The sequence below is a fragment of the Microbacterium sp. 69-10 genome (assembly GCF_001897945.1).
In the GTDB taxonomy this organism is placed as follows: Bacteria; Actinomycetota; Actinomycetes; order Actinomycetales; family Microbacteriaceae; genus Microbacterium.
In genome coordinates this window covers 50,249-72,457 of sequence record NZ_MKRT01000029.1, presented here as the reverse complement: position 1 = coordinate 72,457, position 22,209 = coordinate 50,249, and the positions used below count along the sequence as shown (strand labels likewise).

Genomic DNA, 22,209 nt, shown 5'->3' with positions numbered 1-22,209 from the left:
TGCGTCGAGAGCAGGAGCTGACCAGCATGCTCGTCACGCCCCATCCCGAGGAGCTGCCCGAGACCAGGACGCACGCGCTCGTGATCTCGGCGGGCGAGGTGGTCGCGGCGGGCCCCGTGGCCGAGGTGCTCACGACGGAGACGATCTCGCGGGCCTTCCGCCATCCGATCGAGGTGACCCGGCACGGCCGGCGCTGGGCGGCGAGAGCCGTGAAGCGCGGCTGAGCACGACGCGAAGTCCGCCCGCGGGGTGTGCCTCACATCGGGCGCGGTTCACCGGAAGTCGCGGGAGCGGTGCGCGAGGCCGGTGCGCAGATCCTCGAAGGCGTCGGCGAGCACGTTCGCGACGCCCTCCGGGGAACGCTCCAGGATGCCGCGGACGATGAGCGCGGGGGAGTCGCGGGCGACCCGCCGATAGCGCCCCCAGACGCCGGCCGAGCAGATCACGTTGACCAGCCCGTGCTCGTCCTCCAGGTTCAGGAAGGTGATGCCGCTGGCCGTCGCCGGCCGCTGCCGATGCGTGACCACGCCCGCCACTTCGATGCGGCGGCCGGACTCGTGCGTGCGCAGCTGCTGAGAGGTGAGCACGCCGCGCTCGATGAGGGCATCCCGCAGGTGAGTCATCGGGTGGTCGTCGGTGGAGACCCCGGTGGCCCACAGATCCGCCGCCAGACGCTCGTACCCCGACTGGTCGGCGAACAGCGGCGGCTGCACGGCGATCGCCGTGCCCGGCAGGAAGCGTGCGCGATCCTCGGCGGCGGCACCCGCCATCCACATCGCCTCGCGCCTGCTCAGGCCGAGACACTCGAAGGCGCCGGCGGTGGCGAGCGCCTCGAGCTGCGCAGCCGTGGCATCCGTGCGCCGCACCAGATCGTGCAGATCGCGGAACGGCCCGTGCTCGTCGCGTGCCGTGACGATCCGCTCCGCAAGCCTCTCGCCGATGCCGCGGACGCCGGACAGCCCCAGGCGCACCGCGAACCGGCCGTCCCGGCGGTGTGCCGCGGATTCGTCGGGGGCGGTGCGGTCGAAGTCGCCGAACGGGGGCTGCAGGACGGTCAGGCAGGAGTCCAGGCCGGTCGGCGCATCGCCGTCCTCGATCCGCTCGAGCCCGTCCAGCACCCCCGAAGCGTGCAGGTCGGGTCGCAGCACCTGTACGCCGTGATGACGGGCATCCGCAGTGAGTGACGACGCCGAGTAGAACCCCATCGGCTGCGAGCGCAGCAGCCCCGCCAGGAACGCAGCCGGGTAGTGCAGCTTCAGCCAGGAGCTGGCGTACACCAGCAGCGCGAACGACAGCGAGTGCGACTCGGCGAAGCCGAAGTTCGAGAACGCCTGGATCTGCGCGTAGATGCGATCGGAGGTCTCCTCGCTCAGGCCCTTCTCCCGCATCCCCTCGTACAGCGACTCCCGGATCTTCTCGATCTTCTCCAGGCCGCGCTTGGAGCCCATCGCCCGGCGCAGCAGATCGGCCTCGTCGGCCGTGCAGTTGCCCAGCACGGTCGCCATCTGGATCAGCTGCTCCTGGAAGACCGGGATGCCCAGAGTGCGCTCCAGCACCGGCTTCAGCGCCGGATGCGGGTAGGTCACGTCATCCTGACCCAGCTTGCGGCGCACGAACGGATGCACGGCCCCGCCCTGGATGGGGCCGGGGCGGATCAGCGCGATCTGGATGGCCAGCTCGTAGAACTCCCGGGGCTGCAGACGCGGCAGCAGCCCCATCTGCGCGCGCGACTCCACCTGGAACACACCGATCGAGTCGGCCCGGCAGAGCATGTCGTACACCGCCTGCTCCTCCTTGGGGATGCCGTCCAGCGTCCACACCTCACCCGTGGTCTCGGCGATGAGGTCGAAGCAGTGCCGCAGCGCTGACAGCATCCCGAGCCCCAGCAGGTCGAACTTCACCAGCCCCATCCACGCGGCATCGTCCTTGTCCCACTGGATGACCGTGCGGTCCTCCATGCGGGCGTGCTCCACCGGCACCACCTCGCCTACCGGCCGCGCGGTCAGCACCATCCCGCCGGAGTGGATGCCCAGATGCCGTGGCGCCTTCAGCAGTTCGCTCGCGTAGGAGAGCACGTCGGCAGGGATGTCGTTGTCGTCGGATGCCTCGATCCCGGCGCTCCACCCGTCGACCTGCTTGGACCAGGCATCCTGCTGACCGGGGGAGTGCCCCAGCGCCCGCGCCATGTCCCGCACGGCGTTCTTGGGCCGGTACTGGATGACGTTCGCCACCTGCGCCGCCCGCTCCCGTCCGTACTGCGCGTACACCCACTGGATGATCTCCTCGCGCCTGCTGGAGTCGAAGTCCACGTCGATGTCGGGCTCCTCGCTGCGCGTGGTGGCGAGGAACCGCTCGAACGGCAGGCCGTACAGGATCGGATCGACGGCCGTGATGCCCAGCAGGTAGCAGACCGCACTCGCCGCGGCCGAGCCGCGACCCTGGCAGAGGATGCCTCGGCGTCTGGCCTCCTCGACGATCCCGTGCACGATCAGGAAGTAGCCGGGGAAGTCCTTCTCCTCGATGACGTCCAGCTCGCGCGCGATGCGCCGCCTGCCGTCCTCGCCGAGCCGGGGATACTTCGCGGGCACCGCCTGCCACACCAGCATCCGCAGATGACTCATCGGAGTCTCCCCGGGCGGCACCTCCTGCACGGGGAGCGCGGGCTTGGCCCGCCGCAGCGGGAAGGCGCAGTCCGCGGCGATGCGCAGTCCGTTCGAGATCGCACCGGGGTAGCGGCGGAACCGCTCGGTCATCTCGGCGCCGCTGCGCAGATGCGCGGCCCCGTGCGCGGGCAGCCAGCCGTCGAGGTCGTCCATGCTGCGCGTGGCGCGCACGGCGGCGATCGCCTCCGCGAGCCCCGCCCTCTCCGGGGTCGCATAGTGCACGTTCCCGGTGGCGACGACGGGCAGGCGGAGCTCGGACGCCAGCCCTCGGAGAACGTCATTGCGCCGGCTGTCCAGCGGATCGCCGTGGTCGATGAGCTCGACGGCCACATGATCCTGCCCGAACAGATCCACCAGCCGGCGCAGCGGCGTCCCGGCGTCGCCGCGGTCGAGTCCCCGACGAACGCCGCCCTTGCGGCATCCGGTCAGGATCGTCCAGTGCTCTCGTCCGCTCGCCACCAGATCGTCCAGGTCGTAGCGCGGACGCCCCTTCTCGCCGCCGCGCAGCTGTGCCCGGGTGATGGCGCCCGCCAGCCGGTGATACCCCTCCACGCCGTTCGCCAGCACGAGCAGGTGTTCGCCGAGCGGATCGGGCATGCCGGTGCGGCCCTTACCCTTCGACAGGCTCAGAAACCCATCTTCCGATGCCTCGCCCAGCGACAGCTCCGCACCGAACACAGTCTGTACGCCGGTGAACTCGGCGGCCTCGGCGAACCGCGCCGCGCCGTAGAAGCCATCGTGATCCGTGATCGCGAGGGCCGTGAGTCCCAGCGCCTCGGCCTCGGCCAGCAGGTCGTCGGGGGAGGACGCCCCGTCGAGGAAGGAGTACGACGAGTGCGCGTGCAGCTCGGCGTACGGCACGGCGTTCTCGGGGCGGGCGATGGGGGGAGCTGATGCCGGCGGCCGGTGCCGGCTCAGCGGGCCGGGGTCCGCACGGGGTGCGATCGGCTCGGCGGACACCGGCTCCGTCGGGGCGCTCAGCGTGCGCTCCAGCTCCGTCCAGGAGAGATCCGGATTGTGCCAGCCCATCAGCGGTACCTCCCCTCGGCCCACCAGGCGCCCTCGGAGTGCAGCACCAGCCAGGCCCGGTGCTGCCGGTCCAGCAGCTGGAATCGATGCCCGGAGCGGCTGCGCTCGGCATCCCAGCGGTGCTCGTGCACCGGCCAGGGACCCGCCCAGCCGATCACCTCGCTGTCGTCGATGAGCGCAGGCGGGCAGGACAGCTCGCCGCGCTCGCCGATGCTGATCGGCGTGCCCTCGGCGCCCGTGACCCGCACCGGGCGCAGGGGCGTGAACACCTCGGCGGGCAGGGGATCCGGCAGGCTCCCCGGCCAGGGCTGCGCAGGATCGCGCTCCACGACGGCGCGCTCGCCCCACGGAGTCAGCACCTGGCGATCCGCCAGCAGGCGCCCGCCGGAGACGCTCGCGGTGGCGACCCCGGTGTGCCCGAGCAGCGTCTGCACCCGCGAGACGGCGTGGTGCAGGCGCTCATCCGTGCCGGATCCGAACAGCCCCGGCTGATGATGTGCGGCGTCGTCCACCGCGACCGGGGCGATCCGCACGCCGACGATCCCGCGGAAGGCGTGCGCGGCGTCGGCATCCGCTCCGGCATCAGGGGAGGCGGCGGCGAGGGATTCGAGCTGCCAGCGCACCCGGTCCACGAGGTCCGAGGCGTCGAAGCAGGTGGGGTGCAGCCAGGTGCGCGAGAACACCGCCCCGTCATCGTCGCCGAGGTCGATGCGGACCTCGGTGCACACCACGGAGGCATCGGCGAGGGCGAGCATCACGGCGTCCGCGGTCTGACGCACGGCGAAGGCGATCTGGTCGGACTGCCCCAGCGGCGTCTCGAACTCGATCTCCCTCGCCAGCTGAGGATCGGGCCGCCGCGGGGTCGGAGGCCGGGAATCCGCACCCCGGGCCAGGGCGTGCAGCCGGGCGCCGTGCTCGCCGAAGCGCTCCCGCACCGCCAGGGGCTCGAGGGCGGCGAACCCGCCCAGCGTGCTGATGCCCAGCCGCCTCAGCAGATCCGCCAGCTGCGGCTCGTTCAGCACCTGCAGCGGAAGCGGGGCGAGGAACTCCCGCGCCTGCCCGGAGGGGATCAGCGCCCACCCCGCCTGGCCCGCGCCGCGGGCCGCCAGCTCGGCGGTGAACATCCCGTCCGCGACCCCGATGCGTGTCTCGGCGTACCCCGCCTCGGCGAGGATCCCGAGCAGCGCGGCCGCGGCCTCGCCCTCGCCGCCGTGGTACCGCGAGATCCCGCGGGAGCGCAGGGCGGCGAGGCCCGGCCGCAGCAGGTGCACACCGGGGGCGTGCGACTCGATCAGACGCAGCACCGGCAGGAAGGCGCGCTTGTCCTGAGCGGTGTCGTGCGGCAGCATCCGCAGCTCCGGCATCCGGCTCTGCGCGAGCCGTCTGCGCTGGCCGACGCGCACCCCGTGCGCCCGTGCCGACGCCGTGCACGCCGTGACGACCCCGCCGTGCACGAGCGCGGTGGGCGGATGCGGGGGAGCGGCGCCCAGGGCGGCGCGCAGCGGCCAGTCCGGGAACCACAGCACGTGCATCCGTGCGACGGCAGGAGCGTCCACCTCGCCACCGTCCATCACGCCACCGCCCAGAGCCGGCGGTCGGGTGCGCCGTCGTGCCGGGGCGCGGCATCCGGGACGTGCGCGGCCTCGACGCTGCCGAGCGCTCCGGGCAGCTGCACGCGCAGGCTCTGCGGCCGCGGCGTCGTGCGGGTCTGCGCGGTGAGGGTCACGGTGCGGTTCGACAGCAGACCCCACCCCTCGCCGAGCCCCTCCCAGTGCGGGTCGTGCAGGCTGATCATGCCCTCGCTCTGCGGCCAGGGTGAGGCGGCCAGCACCGTGCATCCGCGGTCGCGTAGCCGGGCGGCCAGCCGGGCGGCATCCGCATCCCCGACCCGCGATCCGGGATTGACCGCGATCAGCGGCACCACCTCGGCCAGGGCCGAGACGACCGCCAGCCATCTCTCCCCGGGCTCGGGGACCAGGATCAGCCGGGACAGCTCGACGCCGAAGGATGCCGCGGCCTCGAGACCCAGCGTGGGCATGCCCACCGCGGCGCACCAGCTGCCGCGCTGGGAGATCGTGCTCATCAGTGCGAAGAGCAGGCTCGGCGAGGGCGACACCGAGTAGACCGTGCCGGTCTGCAGCCCCCGCTCGGGGAGCAGCTCCTGCAGCACGGGGTGCAGCGGGAGCACCGCGTCATCGCTGCGCCGGCGCTGCATCCGCGCGATTTCACGGCGCAGCCGCAGCACGTCCCCCGCACGCTCGTCGGCGGGGGAGAGCGCCGTCATCGTGCTGATCCCCATGCATCCATCCTCGAAGAAAGATTCGAACAGTTCAAGTCCATATCGAAGCGTAGATCGCACATCCGACATCGCAGAGTCGGTCGTCTCGTCTACGCTGGACCCATGCGGATCGAGTTCGAGAGTGAGGTCACCCGCTGGAGTGCGCGGGTGGACTCGTGGTTCTTCGCGACGCTGCCCGAGGACCTCTCCCTCGAGATCCGCGAGCTGCCCGCACCGCCGCGCGGCTTCGGCTCGCTGCGCGTGAGAGCGAGGATCGGCCTGACCAGCTGGGACACCTCGATCTTCTTCAGCGGGACGGCGTTCGTGCTGCCGCTGAAGAAGCAGGTGCGCGATGCGCAGGGGATCGAGGAGGGCGGCGTTGTACTGGTCGATCTCGACATCCTCGAGGTCTGAGGCCCCTCGCCGGTTGTCCACAGGGCATCGGCAGGCCTCGGCGGATTCGCCTAGCCTTCCAGCATGACCCTCCACGCCGTCGCCGTGCTGCTCGTGCACCTCGCTCTGGCCGGCGTGGGGCTGTGGCTCGTCGTGATCGACGCCCGCGAGCACCGGCTGCCCAACCGCATCGTGCTGCCCGTGCTCGGCGCGCTGATCGTGCTGCTGGTCCTCGAGGGGGTCGCCACGGGGGATGCCGGACGGATGCTGCGCGCCCTGCTCGGCGGACTCGCCCTCGGCGTCTTCTACGCCCTGATGCACCTCGGATCGAAGCAGGGGATGGGCGGCGGCGATGTGAAGCTCGCCGCCGTGATCGGGGTGGTGCTCGCCTGGCACGGCTGGTGGACGCTGCTGCTCGGTGCCGCGGCGGCCTTCGTGCTGGGCGCACTGTTCGCGATCGTGCTCATGATGCTGAAGCGGGCGGACCGCTCCACCCGCATCGCCTTCGGGCCGTGGATGATCCTCGGCGCGGCGCTCGCGATCGCGGCGACCTGACGACGGGCGGACGGGCCTCGCCGCGTTGTCCCCGCAGGGGGCTACTCTGAGCACATGGCACTCGCACGACTCCACGGCGGCCCGCTCGACGGGCAGATCCTCCCGCTCGACAGCGCGGACCAGACCTCGCTGATCCTGCCCTACAGCGAGACTCAGCTGACGTATCGCCGCGAGGGCGAGGCGACCAACACGGGTGCCCATGACGGGCCCACCGAGGTGGGGTTCCGGTTCGTCGAATCCGGTGACGACATCTCACCCAGTGCTGATTAAGAGCATGACGACTGATCCCGCATCGGAGCCGCAGCGCTCCTTCGAGATCGAGCGCAAGTACGACGCGGATGCCGACACGGCGCTGCCGGACTGGACCAGCGTCCCCGGCGTGACCGCGGTGAGCGAGGGCGAGCTGCGCGAACTCGACGCGCGCTACCTCGACACCTCTGACCGCACTCTCGCGCAGCGCGGCTTCGCGCTGCGCCGGCGCACCGGCGGGCCGGATGCCGGCTGGCACGTCAAGGGCCCGCGTCAGGGCGATGGCCGGGTGGAGCTCGGCTGGCCGCTGGACGAGGACGGCCGGATGCCGGATGCCGTGGCCGAGACGGTCGCCCAGTGGACCTCGGACGAGCTGGTGCAGATCGCCCGCATCGAGAACACCCGGACGGCCTACCACCTGGAGGGCGAGGGCGGTGTGATCGCCGAGTTCGTCGACGACCGCGTGCGCGCCACGGATCTGACGACAGGCACGCAGCGCGTGTGGCGGGAGTGGGAGATGGAGCTCGGGCAGGCGGCGCCAGCCGACGAGCAGGGACGCGAGGCGTTCTTCGCGGCCGTCGAGCAGGCGGTGCTCGCCGCCGGCGGTCGTCCGCCGTCCTCCGGCTCCAAGCTCGCCCGCGCCCTCGGGTTCTGAGACCAGACGGCATCCGCCCCCGGAACCACGAGAGCCCGGGTCGTGCTCACGCACGCCCGGGCTCTCGTCGAGTGGAGCTCAGAGGTTGATCATGTGCCCCGCGAGACCGTGGAAGCCCTCCTGCAGGGCCTCCGACAGGGTCGGGTGGGTGTGCACGTTGCGCGCGGCCTCGAGAGCGGTGAGGTCCCACTTCTGCGCGAGCGTCAGCTCGGGGAGGAGCTCGGAGACGTCCGGTCCGATCAGGTGGCCGCCGATGAGCTCGAGGTGCTCGGCATCCGCGATCAGCTTGACGAAGCCGACCGGCTCGCCCAGGCCGTTGGCCTTGCCGTTGGCGCTGAAGGGGAACTTCGCGACCTTGATCTCGCGACCCTCGGCGCGCGCCTGCTCCTCGGTGAGACCGAAGCTGGCGACCTGCGGCTGGCAGAACGTGGCGCGCGGCATCATCCGGTAGTCGCCCAGCGTCTGGGTCTCGGCCTTGCCGATGGTCTCGGCGGCCACGACCGCCTGCGCCTCGGCCACGTGGGCCAGCTGCAGCTTGGCGGTCACGTCGCCGATGGCGTAGATGCCCTCGACGTTCGTGCGCATGTGGTCGTCGATGTCGATCGCGCCGCGCTCGGTGAGCTTGACGCCGGTGTTCTCCAGGCCGTAGCCGTTCACGTTCGGCGCGAACCCGACGGACATGAGCACCTTGCCGGCGGTGATCTCACCGGGCTGGCCGTCGCGCGTCTCGTAGGTGACGTGCACCGAGGAGCCGTTGTCGGTGACGGTCTTCACCGCGGTGGAGGTGAGGATGTCGACGCCGAGCTTCTTGTACTGCTTCTGGATCTCCTTGGAGACCTCCACGTCCTCGTTCGGGAGGGCGCGGTCGAGGAACTCGATGATCGTGACCTTCACGCCGTAGTTCGACAGCACGTAGCCGAACTCCATGCCGATGGCGCCGGCGCCGACGATGACGATGGACTCGGGCAGGTCGCGGGTGAGGATCTGCTCCTCGAAGGTGACGACGTTCTCGCTCAGCTGCACGCCGGGAAGCAGGCGCACCGTCGAACCGGTGGCGATGATGACGTTGTCGAAGGTGACCTCTTCGGTCGTGCCGTCCGACTTGGCGACCGAGATCGCCTTCGGGCCCGTGAAGGTGCCGCGGCCGTCGTACTCGGTGACCTTGTTCTTCTTCATCAGGAAGTGGATGCCCTTGACATGGGTGTTCGCCACCGTACGGCTGCGGTCGAACGCCGCACCGAAGTCGAAGTGCACGTCACCCGAGATGCCGAAGAAATCGGCCTTGTGGTTGAACGTGTGCGCGATCTCCGCGTTCTTCAGGAGCGACTTCGAGGGGATGCAGCCCACGTTGAGGCAGATCCCTCCCCAGTACTTCTCCTCGATGATGGCGGTGGACAGGCCGAGCTGCGCGCTGCGGACGGCGGCGACGTAGCCGCCAGGGCCCGCGCCGAGGATGACGACATCGTAATGTGGCATGTCACCAAGCCTATCGTCTGCGCCGTGCGCGGGAGCGGTCGCGCGACCGGATCGCGACGCAGACCGCCCTCCCGAGCACCCGATCGCATCAGATAGGCTGAAGGACCGGAGGAGGGAGCCCCGTGACAGACGACAGCACGATCGGCGCCGGAGGCGCGATCCACCGCAATGGCGAAGTGCGGCACGACGTGACGCAGACGTTCGGCCATGAGTCCGACCTGTCTTTCGTGCCGTTCGGTGCGGATCTGACCGAGGCGGAGAGCGCGGCCATCGCCGCCCTGCCCGCAGGCTCCGCGCTGCTGCTGGTGCGCGCCGGCGCTCTCGCCGGGGCCCGCTACCTTCTCGACGCGGACGTGACGACCGTCGGCCGGCACCCCGAGGCCGACATCTTCTTCGACGACGTGACCGTGTCGCGCCGTCACGCCGAGATCACCCGTGCCGGCGGCGCCTTCGAGATCATCGATCAGCGCTCCCTCAACGGCACCTATGTGAACGGCGAGCGCGTCGACCGCAGCGAGCTGGCCAACGGCTACGAGCTGCGCATCGGCAAGTTCCGGATGAACTTCTTCGCATCCCCGATCGACCTCGCGGCGGCGAACGACTGATGGCGGCGGCCGGCGCCGCCCGGGAGCGCACCGCGCCCACTGGGCTCCTCAGCATCGGCCAGGTCCTGGCCCGGCTCACGCCCGAGTTCTCGCAGCTGACCTCGAGCAAGCTCCGCTTCCTCGAGGTGCAGGGCATCGTCACCCCGTCCCGCACGGAGTCCGGGTACCGGAAGTTCTCGGCCCACGACGTCGAACGCCTGCGCACCGCGCTCACGCTGCAGCGCGACCACTACCTCCCGCTCAGCGTGATCCGCGAGCAGCTCGACGAGGCCGAGGCCAAGGGGCAGGGCTGGGCCGACATCGTGCCCCGCTCGATCACCCCGCCCGCGCGCCGGCATCGCCGTGACGAGCTGCTGGCGCGCACCGGCGCGACCGCGCAGCTGCTGAACGACTCCATCAGCGCCGGGCTCATCTCGGCGTCGGAGACCTATGGCGAGGAGGTCGCCTCCCTGCTCTCCGGTCTGGTCGCACTCGCCCGCCACGGCATCGAGCCGCGGCACCTGCGCAGCCTGCGCCAGAACGCCGAGCGCGAGGCGGCGCTGATCGAGTCGGCGCTGTCGACTCTGCTGCGGCGCACGGATGCCGCATCCCGCGGGCGGGCCGCGGAGCTGGCCCCCGAGCTGGCCACGCGCATCGACGAGGTGCGCAGCCTCATGGTGCGTCAGGCGCTCGATCGCGCGCTTTCGTAACGAACCGGTTGCGACACACCTTCGGCGCGGTGCGGATGTCATTGCCGGTGCCGGGGTGAGGCCCTAGCGTTGAGGTATTCGTTCAGGAGAGGACAGACGTATGAATGCGGATGAGCTGACAGGCGACCCGCGGTTCGTGACCGAGCTCCTCTTCACGGATGGCCTTCCCGCCATGGATGACGAGGTCGGCTACCGCGGGGCGGTCGCTGCGCGGGCAGCGGGCATCACGTACCGCCAGCTGGACTACTGGGCGCGCACCGAGCTGGTCGTCCCCACCGTGCGCGGCGCATCCGGCTCCGGCTCCCAGCGCCTCTACGGCTTCCGGGACATCCTCGTCCTCAAGCTGGTGAAGCGGCTCCTGGACACGGGCATCTCGCTGCAGCAGATCCGCACCGCGGTCGAGCAGCTGCGGGCCGCCGGCATCCGCGACCTGGCCGGCACCACGCTGATGAGCGACGGCGCCTCGGTCTACCTGTGCACCTCGAACGACGAGGTCATCGACCTGGTCAGCCGTGGTCAGGGAGTGTTCGGCATCGCCGTGGGCAAGGTGCTGCGCGAGGTGGAGTCCACCCTCGTCGAGTTCGACCCGACGGCTCCGGACCCGGTCGACGAGCTCGCCGCACGGCGCTCCAGGCGCACGGCGTGAAGAACCGCCCCTGAGACGAGGAAACGCACTCCCGAGGGAGTGCGTTTCGCTTTGTGCCGCGTGGTGAGCGTCAGGCCTGCGCGCCGGCTTCCGGCACGGCGACGCGGCCGGCGCGGATGATGCGGTCCAGCAGCTGGTCGAAGTCGGCCGCGAGCTCCTGAGCGGAGTCGCCCGGCCAGATGTGCAGCGGCTTGGCCGCGCCCTGCGCCTGCTGCAGAGAGGTGCGCTCGGGCAGCTGCGGCGCCAGCACGAGCGGGCCGAACATGTCGCGGAGCTCCTTGATGCGGAACTGGTGCTCGATGGACTGCGGACGCACGCGGTTGACGACGATGCCGAGGGGCTGCAGGCGAGGGGAGAGACCTCGACGGATCTCCTCGATGGCGCGCAGTGCGCGGTCGGCGGCGGCGACTGAGAACAGGCCGGGCTCGGTGACGACCATGACGCGGTCGCTCGCGGCCCACGCGGTGCGGGTGAGGGCGTTCAGCGACGGCGCGCAGTCGATCAGGACGAGGTCGTACTCGCTCTCGACGGTGGCCAGCGCCTCCTCGAGCTTCCAGACGTCGCGCACGCTGGGGTGCGGGCCGTCGAAGTTGATCGCGGACGGGCTGCCGATCAGCAGATCGATCGTGCCGGGGTGCACTTTCGCCCAGCCGCTGGTGGTGATCGCCTGGCGGACCACCTTCTCCTTGGGGTTCTCCAAGACGTCGGCGATGTTCAGTCGGCCGGCGATCTGGATGTCCATGCCCGTGGAGACATCCGACTGCGGGTCGAGGTCGACCACGAGAGTACGGATGCCGCGGGCGAAGGCGGCGGAAGCGAGACCGAGGGTCACGGTCGTCTTGCCGACGCCTCCCTTGAGGGAGCTGACGCTGAGTACGTGCACGACCTATACGTTACCGTGCCGTTGCAGTGAGTCTCCTCCGTGCCCCGCAGGTCGGCTTCACATGGCGGAGTCGAGGTGCGGCACACGTTAGTGTGGGGACACACTCAGCCTCCGCTCCGCGCGCGGCATCCGGCGCGCGACGACCTCAGAAGAGGTGTGCATGTTCCAGAAGATCCTGGTGGCCAACCGTGGTGAGATCGCGATCCGCGCATTCCGCGCGGCGTACGAGGTGGGGGCTCGGACCGTCGCCGTGTTCCCGTATGAGGACCGGGGCTCGCTGCACCGGCTGAAGGCGGACGAGGCGTACGAGATCGGCGAACGCGGACAGCCCGTGCAGGCCTACCTCGACGTGGACGGGATCATCGCCGTGGCGCTCGACGCCGGTGCCGATGCGATCTACCCGGGCTACGGATTCCTCTCCGAGAACCCCGAGCTGGCTGAGAAGGCCGCCGCTGCGGGCATCACCTTCATCGGTCCGCCCGCGCAGGTGCTCGAGATGGCGGGCAACAAGGTGGAGGCCAAGCGGCACGCGGTGGAGGCCGGCGTCCCCGTGCTGCGCTCGACCGAGGCATCCGACGACGTCGAGGCGCTGGTCGCGCAGTCCGACGAGATCGGGTTCCCGCTGTTCGCGAAGGCCGTCGCCGGAGGCGGCGGCCGCGGGATGCGCCGCGTGGAGACCAAGGGCGAGCTCGCGCCGGCGCTGGCCGAGGCCATGCGCGAGGCGGGGGCCGCGTTCGGCGATTCGCGGATGTTCCTGGAGCAGGCGGTGCTGCGCCCCCGGCACATCGAGGTGCAGGTCCTTGCCGACGGTCAGGGGAACACCGTGCACCTGTTCGAGCGGGACTGCTCGGTGCAGCGCCGCCACCAGAAGGTGATCGAGATCGCCCCCGCGCCGAACCTCGACGAGAAGACCCGCAGCGACCTGCATCGTCACGCGATCGCGTTCGCGCGGTCGATCGGCTACCAGAACGCGGGAACGGTGGAGTTCCTGCTCGAGACGGCCGGACCCCGCACGGGGGAGGTCGTCTTCATCGAGATGAACCCCCGCATCCAGGTCGAGCACACGGTGACCGAGGAGGTCACCGACGTCGACCTCGTCCGTGCGCAGATGCAGATCGCGAACGGCGCGACCCTCGCCGATCTCGATCTCGAGCAGGACGACATCCAGCTGCGCGGCGCCGCGCTGCAGTGCCGCATCACGACCGAGGACCCGACGCAGGGCTTCCGGCCGGACACGGGGAAGATCACCACCTACCGCTCGCCGGGCGGCGCCGGCATCCGCCTCGACGGCGGGACCACGGCGGCGGGCTCCCAGATCAGCCCCTACTTCGACTCGATGCTCTCCAAGCTGACCTGTCGCGGGCGCTCGTTCAACAGCGCGGTCTCCCGCGCACGACGCGCACTGGCCGAGTTCCGCATCCGCGGCGTGTCGACGAACATCCCGTTCCTGCAGGCCGTGCTGGACGACCCCTCCTTCGCGGCGGGTGACCTGTCCACCTCGTTCATCGACGAGCGTCCCGAGCTGCTGCGCGGGCGGGTCTCGAAGGACCGCGGATCGAAGATCCTGCGGTGGCTCGTGGACGTCACGGTGAACAAGCCCAACGGCGAGAACCCGCTGGCCCTGCCGCCCGCGCACAAGCTCCCCGCACTCGACCTCGGCGTCGAGCCTCCCGCGGGCTCGCGCCAGCGACTGCAGGAGCTGGGCCCGGCCGGCTTCGCGGCGGCGCTGCGCGAGCAGAAGGCACTCGCCGTCACCGAGACGACGTTCCGCGACGCGCACCAGTCGCTGCTGGCCACGCGCGTGCGCACCAGCGATCTCGTCGCGGTGGCGCCGTACGTCGCCCGCATGACCCCGCAGCTGCTCTCGGTGGAGGCCTGGGGCGGCGCGACCTACGACGTCGCACTGCGCTTCCTCGGCGAGGACCCGTGGGAGCGACTGGCGGCACTGCGCACGGCGCTGCCGAACATCAACATCCAGATGCTGCTGCGCGGGCGCAACACCGTGGGGTACACGCCCTACCCCACAGAGGTGACTGACGCGTTCGTGCGCGAGGCCGCCGCGACGGGCGTGGACATCTTCCGCATCTTCGACGCGCTCAACGACGTGTCCCAGATGCGCCCCGCGATCGACGCGGTGCTGGGCACCGGCACCGCGGTCGCGGAGGCGGCGCTCTGCTACACGGGTGACCTGCTCGATCCCGCCGAGGACCTGTACACGCTGGACTACTACCTGCGCCTCGCCGAGCAGATCGTGGACGCAGGTGCGCACGTGATCGGCATCAAGGACATGGCCGGTCTGCTGCGCCCTGCAGCGGCCGCGAAGCTCGTGACGGCGCTGCGCGAGCGGTTCGACCAGCCCGTGCACGTGCACACGCACGACACCGCCGGCGGCCAGCTGGCGACCCTGCTCGCTGCGAGCGGAGCCGGAGCGGATGCCGTGGACGTGGCGTCCGCGCCGATGTCGGGCACCACCAGCCAGCCGTCCCTGTCGGCGCTGATCGCGGCGCTCGCGCACACCGAGCGCGACACCGGCATCGATCTTCAGGCGGCATCGGACCTGGAGCCGTACTGGGAGGCGATGCGTCACCTGTACCGCCCGTTCGAGTCGGGCCTGCCGAGCCCCACCGGGCGCGTGTACCACCACGAGATCCCCGGCGGGCAGCTGTCGAACCTGCGTCAGCAGGCCATCGCGCTGGGGCTGGCCGACGACTTCGAGCTCATCGAGGACATGTACGCCGCGGCGAACGACATCCTCGGCCGCGTGCCGAAGGTGACTCCGTCCTCGAAGGTGGTCGGAGACCTGGCGCTGCACCTCGCAGCGGTCAAGGCGGACCCCGCCGACTTCGCCGCGAACCCGGAGCGCTACGACATCCCGGACTCCGTCGTCGGCTTCATGGCCGGTGAGCTGGGCGACCTGCCCGGCGGATGGCCGGAGCCGTTCCGCAGCAAGGTGCTCGCGGGCCGCGCCGCGAAGACAGGGATCACGCCGATCACGGACGCCCAGCAGGCGGCTCTCGACGGCACGTCCGCGGAGCGACGCGGGATGCTCAACGAGCTGCTGTTCCCCGCGCCCACGAAGATCTTCCGGCAGAACCGCGAGGAGTTCGGCGACCTGTCCGTGCTGGACACCTCCGACTACCTCTACGGACTCGTCCCCGGCGTCGAGCACGCGGTCGAGATCGAACGAGGCGTGCGTCTGTACGTCGGGCTCGAGGCGATCGGCGAGGCGGACCCGAAGGGCGTGCGCACCGTCATGACGACGCTGAACGGTCAACTGCGGCCGGTGTCCGTGCGCGATCGCTCGATCGTCGTCGACGCCCACGAGACCGAGAAGGCGGACACCTCCAAGCCGGGCCAGATCGCCGCGCCGTTCTCCGGCGCGGTCACGCTGAAGGTCGAGGAGGGCGCGGTGGTGAAGGCCGGCGATGCGGTCGCGTCGATCGAGGCGATGAAGATGGAGGCGGCCATCACGACGTCGGTCGACGGTGTGGTGGAGCGGCTCGCGATCGACCAGACCCAGCAGGTCGACGCCGGTGACCTTTTGGTCGTGGTCCGTCCGGCGCACTAATCTTGGGCGGGCGCTAAGTCTGCGCCGGAGCTTGGAGCTGGAACCGTGACGTCGAAGAACAACGTGGATCCCGAGGGGGACGATTCGCTGGGCGTGCTCGACGACACCACGTCGTCGGACACGATCGCGATCGGCCTGCACGAGGGCACCGCGCAGGTCAGCGTGGCGCTTCCGACCGGCGGCGAGGACGACGATCTCGTCGACGACGAGGTGATCGGCGGTGAGGTCGTGTCCGACCTCATCATCGACACCTCGGCCGTCGCCGACGCCGATGTGCTCGCCCGCATCAGCCGGGATGCGCCCGAGATCGTCATCGAGCTGCCCGCCGAGGAGCTGCCGGCCGCGGCTGAGACGGCAGAAGACCGCCCCGTCGACCCGGAGACCGTGACCGAGCTCGGGGTGGAGGCGGAGGAGCCTGGCATCGAGGCGGCTGACGCCGTCGCGCATGCCGATGACATCGTCGACGCGGACGTCCTGCCCGACGCCGCCGGTGAGGCGACCGATGGCGCGGACGCGGATGGCGCGGAGGACGATGGTGTCGAGACGGTGGCGGATGCCGCCGTGGAGAACCTCACGGATGCCGACGCCGAACCCGTGACCGAGGCGGACGCCGTTGCGGGGGAGACCGCCGCGGCACCCGCGCCCAAGCCGGGCATCCGTCCGGAGCCCGTGCTCCTCCCGCCCGTGACCGCTGCGCGAGGCCGGAAGGCGGTGCGCAAGCCCGCCAAGTCGGAGAAGAAGGCCGAGCAGTCGAAGAGCGGTTCGCAGCTCGACGAGGCGGCACCGGCCGCTGCGGAGGCCGCACCTGCCGTCGAGAACGTCACCGTCGCGACGCCTGAGCAGGTCGCGAAGCCAGAGGCCGCGGCGAAGCCCGAGGCGACGGCGAAGCCCGAAGCGGACGCGAAGAGCGACCAGCCCGTGCCGCCTGCGAAGTCCGAGCCGCAGATCGATGAGGCGGGATCGGAGCCCGTCGAGACCGCCGCGAGTCCCGCATCCGTCGATGAGTCCGCACCGAGCCCGGCGCAGAGCGCGGAGACCGACGCCTCGGAACTCGCCACCCTGGAATCGGCCGTCGCCGCGGCCAAGGCCGAACTGCGCGAGGCGATGTCGCCCACGCGCCCCCTGACGCAGACCGAGACCCGTCCGGCAGCAGCCGAGACGACAGAGGAGAACCGCCCCGTGGCGACCGACGACGCGAAGCCCGCAGCATCCGCAGCATCCGAGATCGCCCGGGCGGACTCCGTGCCGCCCCGGCCCGCCTCGGTGCCGGCCCGGCCCGCGGCCGAGGTCACCCTCACCTCCAAGCGACTGGACGACCTGGGCGACGCCGGCCGGGAGAGCGCCGACCTGCTCACGGCCGACCGACTGCTCGACCCCTCCCGGATCACCAGGCCGGAGCCGGAGGGCACGTGGAGTCACCTGCTGTACGCCGTGTCCGGTGGTCGCATCAACGTCGGAGACAGCCGCAAGGCGCGCGAGCGCAAGCTGCTCAGCGCGCGCATCGCCGCACCGATGTCCGGCACTGCGCGTTTCGTGCCGGTGCTGTCGCGCAAGGGCGGGGTCGGCAAGACCACCGTCACCGCACTGCTCGGCATGGCGCTGGCGGATGCCCGTGACGACCGCGTCATCGCCGTGGACGCCAACCCCGACCGCGGCACGCTCGCCGAGCGCGTGGTCGGCGGCCACACCAAGTCGGTGCGCGACCTCGTGCGCGCGCAGCACGACATCCGCGGCTTCCACGACATCTCCGCGCTGGTCGCACGCGACCACACCCGGCTGGACGTGCTCGCCTCCGACGCCGATCCACGCGTCTCGGAGGCCTTCGGCGATGCGGACTACCGTGACGTCGCGGCGGTGGCGGCGCAGTACTACTCACTGGTCCTGACCGACTCGGGCACCGGCATCGTGCACTCCGTGATGGGTGCCACGCTCGACCTGGCCGATCAGATCGTCGTCGTCTCCGGGCTCAGCGTCGATGAGGCCCGGCTGGCGTCGGAGACGCTGACCTGGCTGGAGACCAACGGCCACGCGCAGCTCGCGCGGGAGGCCATCGTGGTGCTGAACCAGTCGACGCCCGGCACCCCGCTCGTGCGCCTGAGCGAGCTGGAGGCGCACTTCTCGACGCGCGCGAAGCACGTTCTGCGCATCCCCTACGACCCTCAGATCGCCGGCGGCGGCCCCATCGACTTCACCAGCCTCCAGCCCGAGACCCGGCGCGCGGCTCGCGAGATCGCGGCCACGCTCGTCGAGGGCCTGCGGGTGAAGGCCGCCTGATGGCCGTCCGCGAGATCCGCCTGTACGGCGACCCCGTGCTGCGCCAGGTGTGCGCCCCGATCGAGCAGATCGACGACGGCGTGCGCGCTCTGATCGCCGACCTCGTCGACACCGTCGAGCTGCCCGGCCGGGCAGGCGTCGCCGCGAACCAGATCGGTGTCGCGCTGCGTGCGTTCAGCTACAACATCGACGGCGACATCGGCTACGTCATCAACCCCGTGCTGGTCGAGGTGCGCGGCGAGGCTGTCGAGATCGGCGAGGGATGCCTGTCGGTGCCCGGCCTGTGGCACGACACGCCGCGTCACCCGTGGGCTCGGGTCGAGGGCATCGACCTCGACGGCAACCCGGTCGTGCTGGAAGGCGAGGGGCTGCTCGCGCAGGCCCTGCAGCACGAGACCGACCACCTGGACGGCATGGTGTACCTGGGCAGGCTCCAGGGGGAGACCAGGAAGACCGCGATGCGGCAGGTGCGCGAGAGCGACTGGTTCTGACTCGGATGCAGATGAGGCCCTCCGCGGTGCGCGGAGGGCCTCATCGTCTGTCGGTGCTGAGCGTCTAGCCCAGCGGCGTCGTGGTGGTGTGCACCGGGGCCTCGTAGATCTCGGCGATCTGGTCGGCGAAGTCCGCCAGGATGACATTGCGCTTGATCGACATCTTCGGGGTCAGGTGACCGCTCGCCTCGGTCCACTCCACGGGCAGGATCGTGAACTTGCGGATCGACTCGGCGCGCGACACCGACTTGTTCGCGCGGTCGATCGCGCGCTGCACCTCGGCGTGCACCGCGGGGTTCTTCGCAGCATCCGTCAGCGACATGTCCGCGGGGAGGCCGTTGTTGGCCAGCCAGGTCGGCAGCATCTCGGTGTCCAGCGTCACCAGTGCCGCGATGAACGGCTTCTGATCTCCGACCACGACGACCTGCCCGACGATCGGGTTCGCGCGGATCGGGTCCTCGAGCACGGCCGGGGCGACGTTCTTGCCGCCGGCGGTCACGATGATCTCCTTCTTGCGACCCGTGATCGTCAGGAAGCCGTCCGAGTCGAAGGAGCCCAGGTCGCCGGTGCGGAACCAGCCGTCGTGGAACGCGGCGGCGGTCGCCTCGGGGTTGTTCCAGTACTCCTTGAACACGCAGATGCCGCGGACCTCGATCTCGCCGTCGTCGGCGAGACGGATGCCGACGCCGGGGAGCACGGGACCGACCGTGCCGATCTTGAAGCCGTCCTCGCGGTTCACGGTCGCCGGCGCGGTCGTCTCGGTGAGACCGTAGCCCTCGAGGATGACCACGCCGAGGCTGCGGAAGAAGTGCCCGAGGCGGTCGCCCAGCGGAGCGGAACCCGAGACGGCGTAGACGACGTTGCCGCCCATGGCCTGGCGCAGCTTGGAGTACACCAGCTTGTCGAACAGGGCGAACTTCAGCTTCAGGCCGAGCGGCACCTTCTCACCGCGCTCCTGCAGGGTGGAGTGCTCGATCGCAGTGGCGGCGGCTGCGCGGAAGATCTTGCCCTTGCCGCCGGCCTCGGCCTTCTGCTCGGCCGAGTTGTACACCTTCTCGAACACGCGGGGGACCGCGAGCAGCAGCGACGGCTTGAAGGAGCCCAGCGAGGCGAGCAGCTGCTTCGTGTCGGGCTGATGCCCCACGCGCACGCCCGCGTGGATGTAGAGCATCGACATGAAGCGGGCGAACACGTGCGCGAGGGTGATGAACAGCAGGGTCGAGGCGCCGGGGGTGTAGACGACGTGCTTGAGCGACTCGGCGGCGTTCCGCGAGAGCTCGACGAAGTTGCTGTGCGTGAGCACGCACCCCTTCGGGCGCCCGGTCGATCCGGAGGTGTAGATCAGGGTCGCGATGTCGGAGCCGACCGCCAGGTTGCGGCGGCGCTCGATCTCGGCGTCGTCGATCTCGGCGCCCTTCGCGGTGAGCGCGTCGATCGCGCCCAGGTGCAGCTGCCACACCTCGCGCACCAGCGCCAGGTCGCCGCGCACCTCGTCCACGCGGGCGAAGTGCTCGGGGGACTCGACGATCAGCGCGATCGCCCCGGAGTCCTCCATGATCCACTGGATCTGCGCGGGCGAGCTGGTCTCGTAGACCGGGACCATGACGGCGCCCGCGTAGAACAGCGCGAAGTCGACGAGGGTCCACTCGTAGGTGGTCTGCGCGATGAAGCCGACCTTCTCGCCGGGCTGGATGCCTGCGGCCACGAACCCCTTGGCGAGGGCGATCACCGCCGTCTCGAAGTCCTTGGCGGAGATGTCGCGCCAGCCGGCGCCGTCGGGAACGGAGAAGATGGCCAGATCCGGCGTCTCCTTGGCGCGGATCGCGAGCAGATCGGACGCGTTCGCCTCGGGATCGGCGGGAACGATGGCGGGGGCTTCGAACTGGGTCACGGCAGCTCCTTCGGTACCGGATTGACGGGTGACACCCCGAGTCTAGGTCATGGCATCCAGTCGCAGAAAACGTGAAACTCGGTCGCGATGGTGGCCACGAGGCTAGACTTCTGCACGATGTTCTACTGGCTGATGAAGTACGTCGCGATCGGGCCGCTGGTCAAGGCGATCTTCCGACCCTGGATCGTGGGGCGCGACAACGTCCCCGCGTCGGGTGCTGCCATCCTCGCGAGCAACCACCTCTCCTTCGCCGACTCGATCTTCCTGCCGCTGCTGCTGGACCGGCCGATGTCCTTCCTCGCCAAGAGCGACTACTTCACCGGCCGCGGCCTCAAGGGATGGGCCACCAAGGTGTTCATGAAGGGGACCGGCCAGATCCCCATCGACCGTTCCGGCGGCAAGGCATCCGAGGCATCCCTCAACACCGGCCTGCAGATCCTGGGTCGGGGAGACCTGCTCGGCATCTATCCCGAGGGCACCCGCAGTCCCGACGGCAAGCTGTACCGCGGTCGCACGGGCCTGGCTCGCATGGCGCTCGAGGCGAAGGTCCCGGTGATCCCCGTCGTGATGGTCGACACAGACGTCATCATGCCGATCGGGCAGAGCATCCCGAATGTGGGACGCGTGGGCGTGCTGATCGGGGAGCCCCTGGACTTCTCCCGCTATGCGGGCATGGAGAACGACCGCTACATCCTGCGCGCCGTCACCGACGAGATCATGATCGCGCTGCAGCGGCTGGGCGCCCAGGAGTACGACGACGTGTACGCCTCCACGGTGAAGGACCGGCTGCCGCAGAAGGCCCGACGCCGCTGAGCCGCAGGCCCGTCACAGCGCGGGGAGGGACCTCGGGCGGACACTAAGCTGGGTGGATGCTTCCCTCGCACCCTGAACTCGACGCGTGGCGGTCCCTCTCGATCAAGCAGCAGCCGCAGTGGCCCGACGCCGAGCGGGTGGCGGAGGTGTCCTCGCAGATCGCGACGCTGCCGCCGCTGGTCTTCGCCGGTGAGGTCGACAACCTCCGCACCAGGCTGGCCAGAGCGGCCTCGGGCAACGCGTTCCTGCTGCAGGGCGGCGACTGCGCCGAGACCTTCGCGGGTGCGACGGCCGATCAGATCCGCAACCGCATCAAGACCGTGCTGCAGATGGCCGTGGTGCTCACGTACGGCGCCTCGATGCCGGTGGTGAAGATGGGGCGGATGGCCGGCCAGTTCGCCAAGCCGCGCTCCAGTGACACCGAGACCCGCGGCGACGTCACGCTGCCGGCCTACCGCGGCGACATCGTCAACGGATACGACTTCACCGAGAAGTCCCGTCAGCCGGATCCCGGACGTCTGCTGCAGGGCTACCACATGGCCTCGTCCACGCTGAACCTCATCCGCGCGTTCACGCAGGGCGGTTTCGCCGACCTGCGTGAGGTGCACTCCTGGAACAAGGGCTTCGCGCAGAACCCGGCCAACCAGCGTTACGAGCGCATGGCGGCAGAGATCGACCGGGCCATCAAGTTCATGGAGGCGGCCGGCGCTGACTTCGACGAGCTCAAGCGCGTCGAGTTCTTCACCGGGCACGAGGGTCTGCTGATGGACTACGAGCGCCCCATGACGCGCATCGACTCCCGCACGGGCACGCCGTACAACACCTCAGCGCACTTCCTGTGGATCGGGGAGCGCACCCGCGACCTCGACGACGCGCACGTCGACTACTTCTCGCACATCCGCAACCCCATCGGCGTCAAGCTCGGCCCCACCACGTCGCCCGACACCGCTCTCGCGCTGATCGACAAGCTCGACCCGAACCGCGAGCCCGGGCGTCTCACCTTCATCACCCGGATGGGTGCGGGGAAGATCCGGGATGCCCTGCCGCCGCT

Annotated in this window: 18 protein-coding genes and 1 pseudogene; 13 read left to right on the top strand and 6 right to left on the bottom strand. The window is 70.5% G+C overall.

Annotated features, from left to right (window positions below):
- Nucleotides 1-224, top strand: a pseudogene (locus BGN97_RS16270) (ABC transporter ATP-binding protein); the annotation flags it as partial.
- Nucleotides 225-272: 48 nt separating this feature from the next.
- Here the strand turns inward: BGN97_RS16270 and BGN97_RS16265 are convergent.
- Genes BGN97_RS16265 through BGN97_RS16255 form a run of 3 tightly spaced genes read right to left on the bottom strand, consistent with a single transcriptional unit; the run spans nt 273 to nt 5,991 of the window.
- Nucleotides 273-3,692 (bottom strand): error-prone DNA polymerase, encoded by a 3,420-nt coding sequence (locus tag BGN97_RS16265; RefSeq protein ID WP_292703783.1) that lies wholly within the window; start codon nt 3,690-3,692, stop codon nt 273-275.
- Nucleotides 3,692-5,248, bottom strand: a complete 1,557-nt coding sequence (locus BGN97_RS16260; RefSeq protein ID WP_292703781.1) for a DNA polymerase Y family protein — start codon at nt 5,246-5,248, stop codon at nt 3,692-3,694. The genes BGN97_RS16265 and BGN97_RS16260 overlap by 1 nt, the downstream gene beginning before the upstream one ends.
- Before the next feature lie 14 nt (nt 5,249-5,262).
- Nucleotides 5,263-5,991: a hypothetical protein gene (locus tag BGN97_RS16255; RefSeq protein ID WP_292703779.1), complete on the bottom strand. Its 729-nt coding sequence runs from the start codon at nt 5,989-5,991 to the stop codon at nt 5,263-5,265.
- 102 nt (nt 5,992-6,093) lie between these two features.
- Here BGN97_RS16255 and BGN97_RS16250 point away from each other — a divergent pair, with 102 nt between their 5' ends.
- The 4 genes from BGN97_RS16250 (at nt 6,094) to BGN97_RS16235 (ending at nt 7,822) form a co-directional block, all read left to right on the top strand.
- The gene (locus tag BGN97_RS16250; protein ID WP_285630052.1) at nt 6,094-6,384 is read left to right on the top strand and encodes a DUF1905 domain-containing protein; all 291 of its coding nucleotides are present in this window, start codon (nt 6,094-6,096) and stop codon (nt 6,382-6,384) included.
- A gap of 63 nt (nt 6,385-6,447) precedes the next feature.
- The gene (locus BGN97_RS16245) at nt 6,448-6,918 is read left to right on the top strand and encodes an A24 family peptidase (protein WP_292703777.1); all 471 of its coding nucleotides are present in this window, start codon (nt 6,448-6,450) and stop codon (nt 6,916-6,918) included.
- Nucleotides 6,919-6,972: 54 nt separating this feature from the next.
- The gene (locus BGN97_RS16240) at nt 6,973-7,188 is read left to right on the top strand and encodes a response regulator (RefSeq protein WP_292703775.1); all 216 of its coding nucleotides are present in this window, start codon (nt 6,973-6,975) and stop codon (nt 7,186-7,188) included.
- A gap of 4 nt (nt 7,189-7,192) precedes the next feature.
- Entirely contained in the window at nt 7,193-7,822 is a 630-nt protein-coding gene (locus BGN97_RS16235) for a CYTH domain-containing protein (RefSeq protein ID WP_292703773.1), read from the top strand.
- 78 nt (nt 7,823-7,900) lie between these two features.
- On the opposite strand, the gene lpdA is transcribed toward BGN97_RS16235, so the two are convergent.
- Nucleotides 7,901-9,298: a dihydrolipoyl dehydrogenase gene (gene lpdA / locus BGN97_RS16230; RefSeq protein ID WP_292703771.1), complete on the bottom strand. Its 1,398-nt coding sequence runs from the start codon at nt 9,296-9,298 to the stop codon at nt 7,901-7,903.
- A gap of 176 nt (nt 9,299-9,474) precedes the next feature.
- Here lpdA and BGN97_RS16225 point away from each other — a divergent pair, with 176 nt between their 5' ends.
- The 3 genes from BGN97_RS16225 to BGN97_RS16215 all read left to right on the top strand — a co-directional run bounded on the left by BGN97_RS16225 (nt 9,475) and on the right by BGN97_RS16215 (nt 11,238).
- Nucleotides 9,475-9,903: an FHA domain-containing protein gene (locus tag BGN97_RS16225; protein WP_285630678.1), complete on the top strand. Its 429-nt coding sequence runs from the start codon at nt 9,475-9,477 to the stop codon at nt 9,901-9,903.
- On the top strand, nt 9,903-10,592 hold the full coding sequence (locus tag BGN97_RS16220; protein ID WP_292703769.1) for a MerR family transcriptional regulator: 690 nt from the start codon (nt 9,903-9,905) through the stop codon (nt 10,590-10,592). Before BGN97_RS16225 ends, BGN97_RS16220 begins: the two co-directional genes overlap by 1 nt.
- A 100-nt stretch (nt 10,593-10,692) precedes the next feature.
- Nucleotides 10,693-11,238, top strand: coding sequence for a MerR family transcriptional regulator (locus BGN97_RS16215; protein ID WP_292703766.1), 546 nt, complete (start codon nt 10,693-10,695; stop codon nt 11,236-11,238).
- Nucleotides 11,239-11,308: 70 nt separating this feature from the next.
- Here BGN97_RS16215 and BGN97_RS16210 read toward each other — a convergent pair whose 3' ends face one another.
- Nucleotides 11,309-12,121 carry a ParA family protein gene (locus BGN97_RS16210; protein WP_285630067.1) on the bottom strand — a complete coding sequence of 271 codons (813 nt, stop codon included), beginning with the start codon at nt 12,119-12,121 and terminating at the stop codon, nt 11,309-11,311.
- Between the two features lie 160 nt (nt 12,122-12,281).
- Between BGN97_RS16210 and BGN97_RS16205 the strand changes: the two genes are divergently transcribed.
- The 3 genes from BGN97_RS16205 to def are packed head-to-tail and all read left to right on the top strand — an operon-like array spanning nt 12,282 to nt 18,454.
- Complete coding sequence (locus BGN97_RS16205) at nt 12,282-15,689, top strand: pyruvate carboxylase (protein ID WP_292703763.1); 3,408 nt, start codon at nt 12,282-12,284, stop codon at nt 15,687-15,689.
- A gap of 45 nt (nt 15,690-15,734) precedes the next feature.
- Nucleotides 15,735-17,963, top strand: a complete 2,229-nt coding sequence (locus tag BGN97_RS16200; RefSeq protein ID WP_292703761.1) for a MinD/ParA family protein — start codon at nt 15,735-15,737, stop codon at nt 17,961-17,963.
- Nucleotides 17,963-18,454 (top strand): peptide deformylase, encoded by a 492-nt coding sequence (gene def / locus BGN97_RS16195; protein ID WP_285630073.1) that lies wholly within the window; start codon nt 17,963-17,965, stop codon nt 18,452-18,454. The genes BGN97_RS16200 and def overlap by 1 nt, the downstream gene beginning before the upstream one ends.
- A 64-nt stretch (nt 18,455-18,518) precedes the next feature.
- Here the strand turns inward: def and BGN97_RS16190 are convergent, their stop codons facing one another.
- Entirely contained in the window at nt 18,519-20,345 is a 1,827-nt protein-coding gene (locus BGN97_RS16190) for an AMP-dependent synthetase/ligase (protein ID WP_292703759.1), read from the bottom strand.
- A 117-nt stretch (nt 20,346-20,462) separates the two neighbouring features.
- On the opposite strand from BGN97_RS16190, the gene BGN97_RS16185 reads away from it, so the two are divergent.
- Together BGN97_RS16185 and BGN97_RS16180 are read left to right on the top strand one after the other, a co-directional pair.
- Nucleotides 20,463-21,158, top strand: a complete 696-nt coding sequence (locus tag BGN97_RS16185) for a lysophospholipid acyltransferase family protein (RefSeq protein WP_285630078.1) — start codon at nt 20,463-20,465, stop codon at nt 21,156-21,158.
- Nucleotides 21,159-21,214: 56 nt separating this feature from the next.
- The coding region (locus BGN97_RS16180) for a 3-deoxy-7-phosphoheptulonate synthase class II (protein WP_292703872.1) at nt 21,215-22,209 on the top strand (995 nt) is incomplete at its 3' end.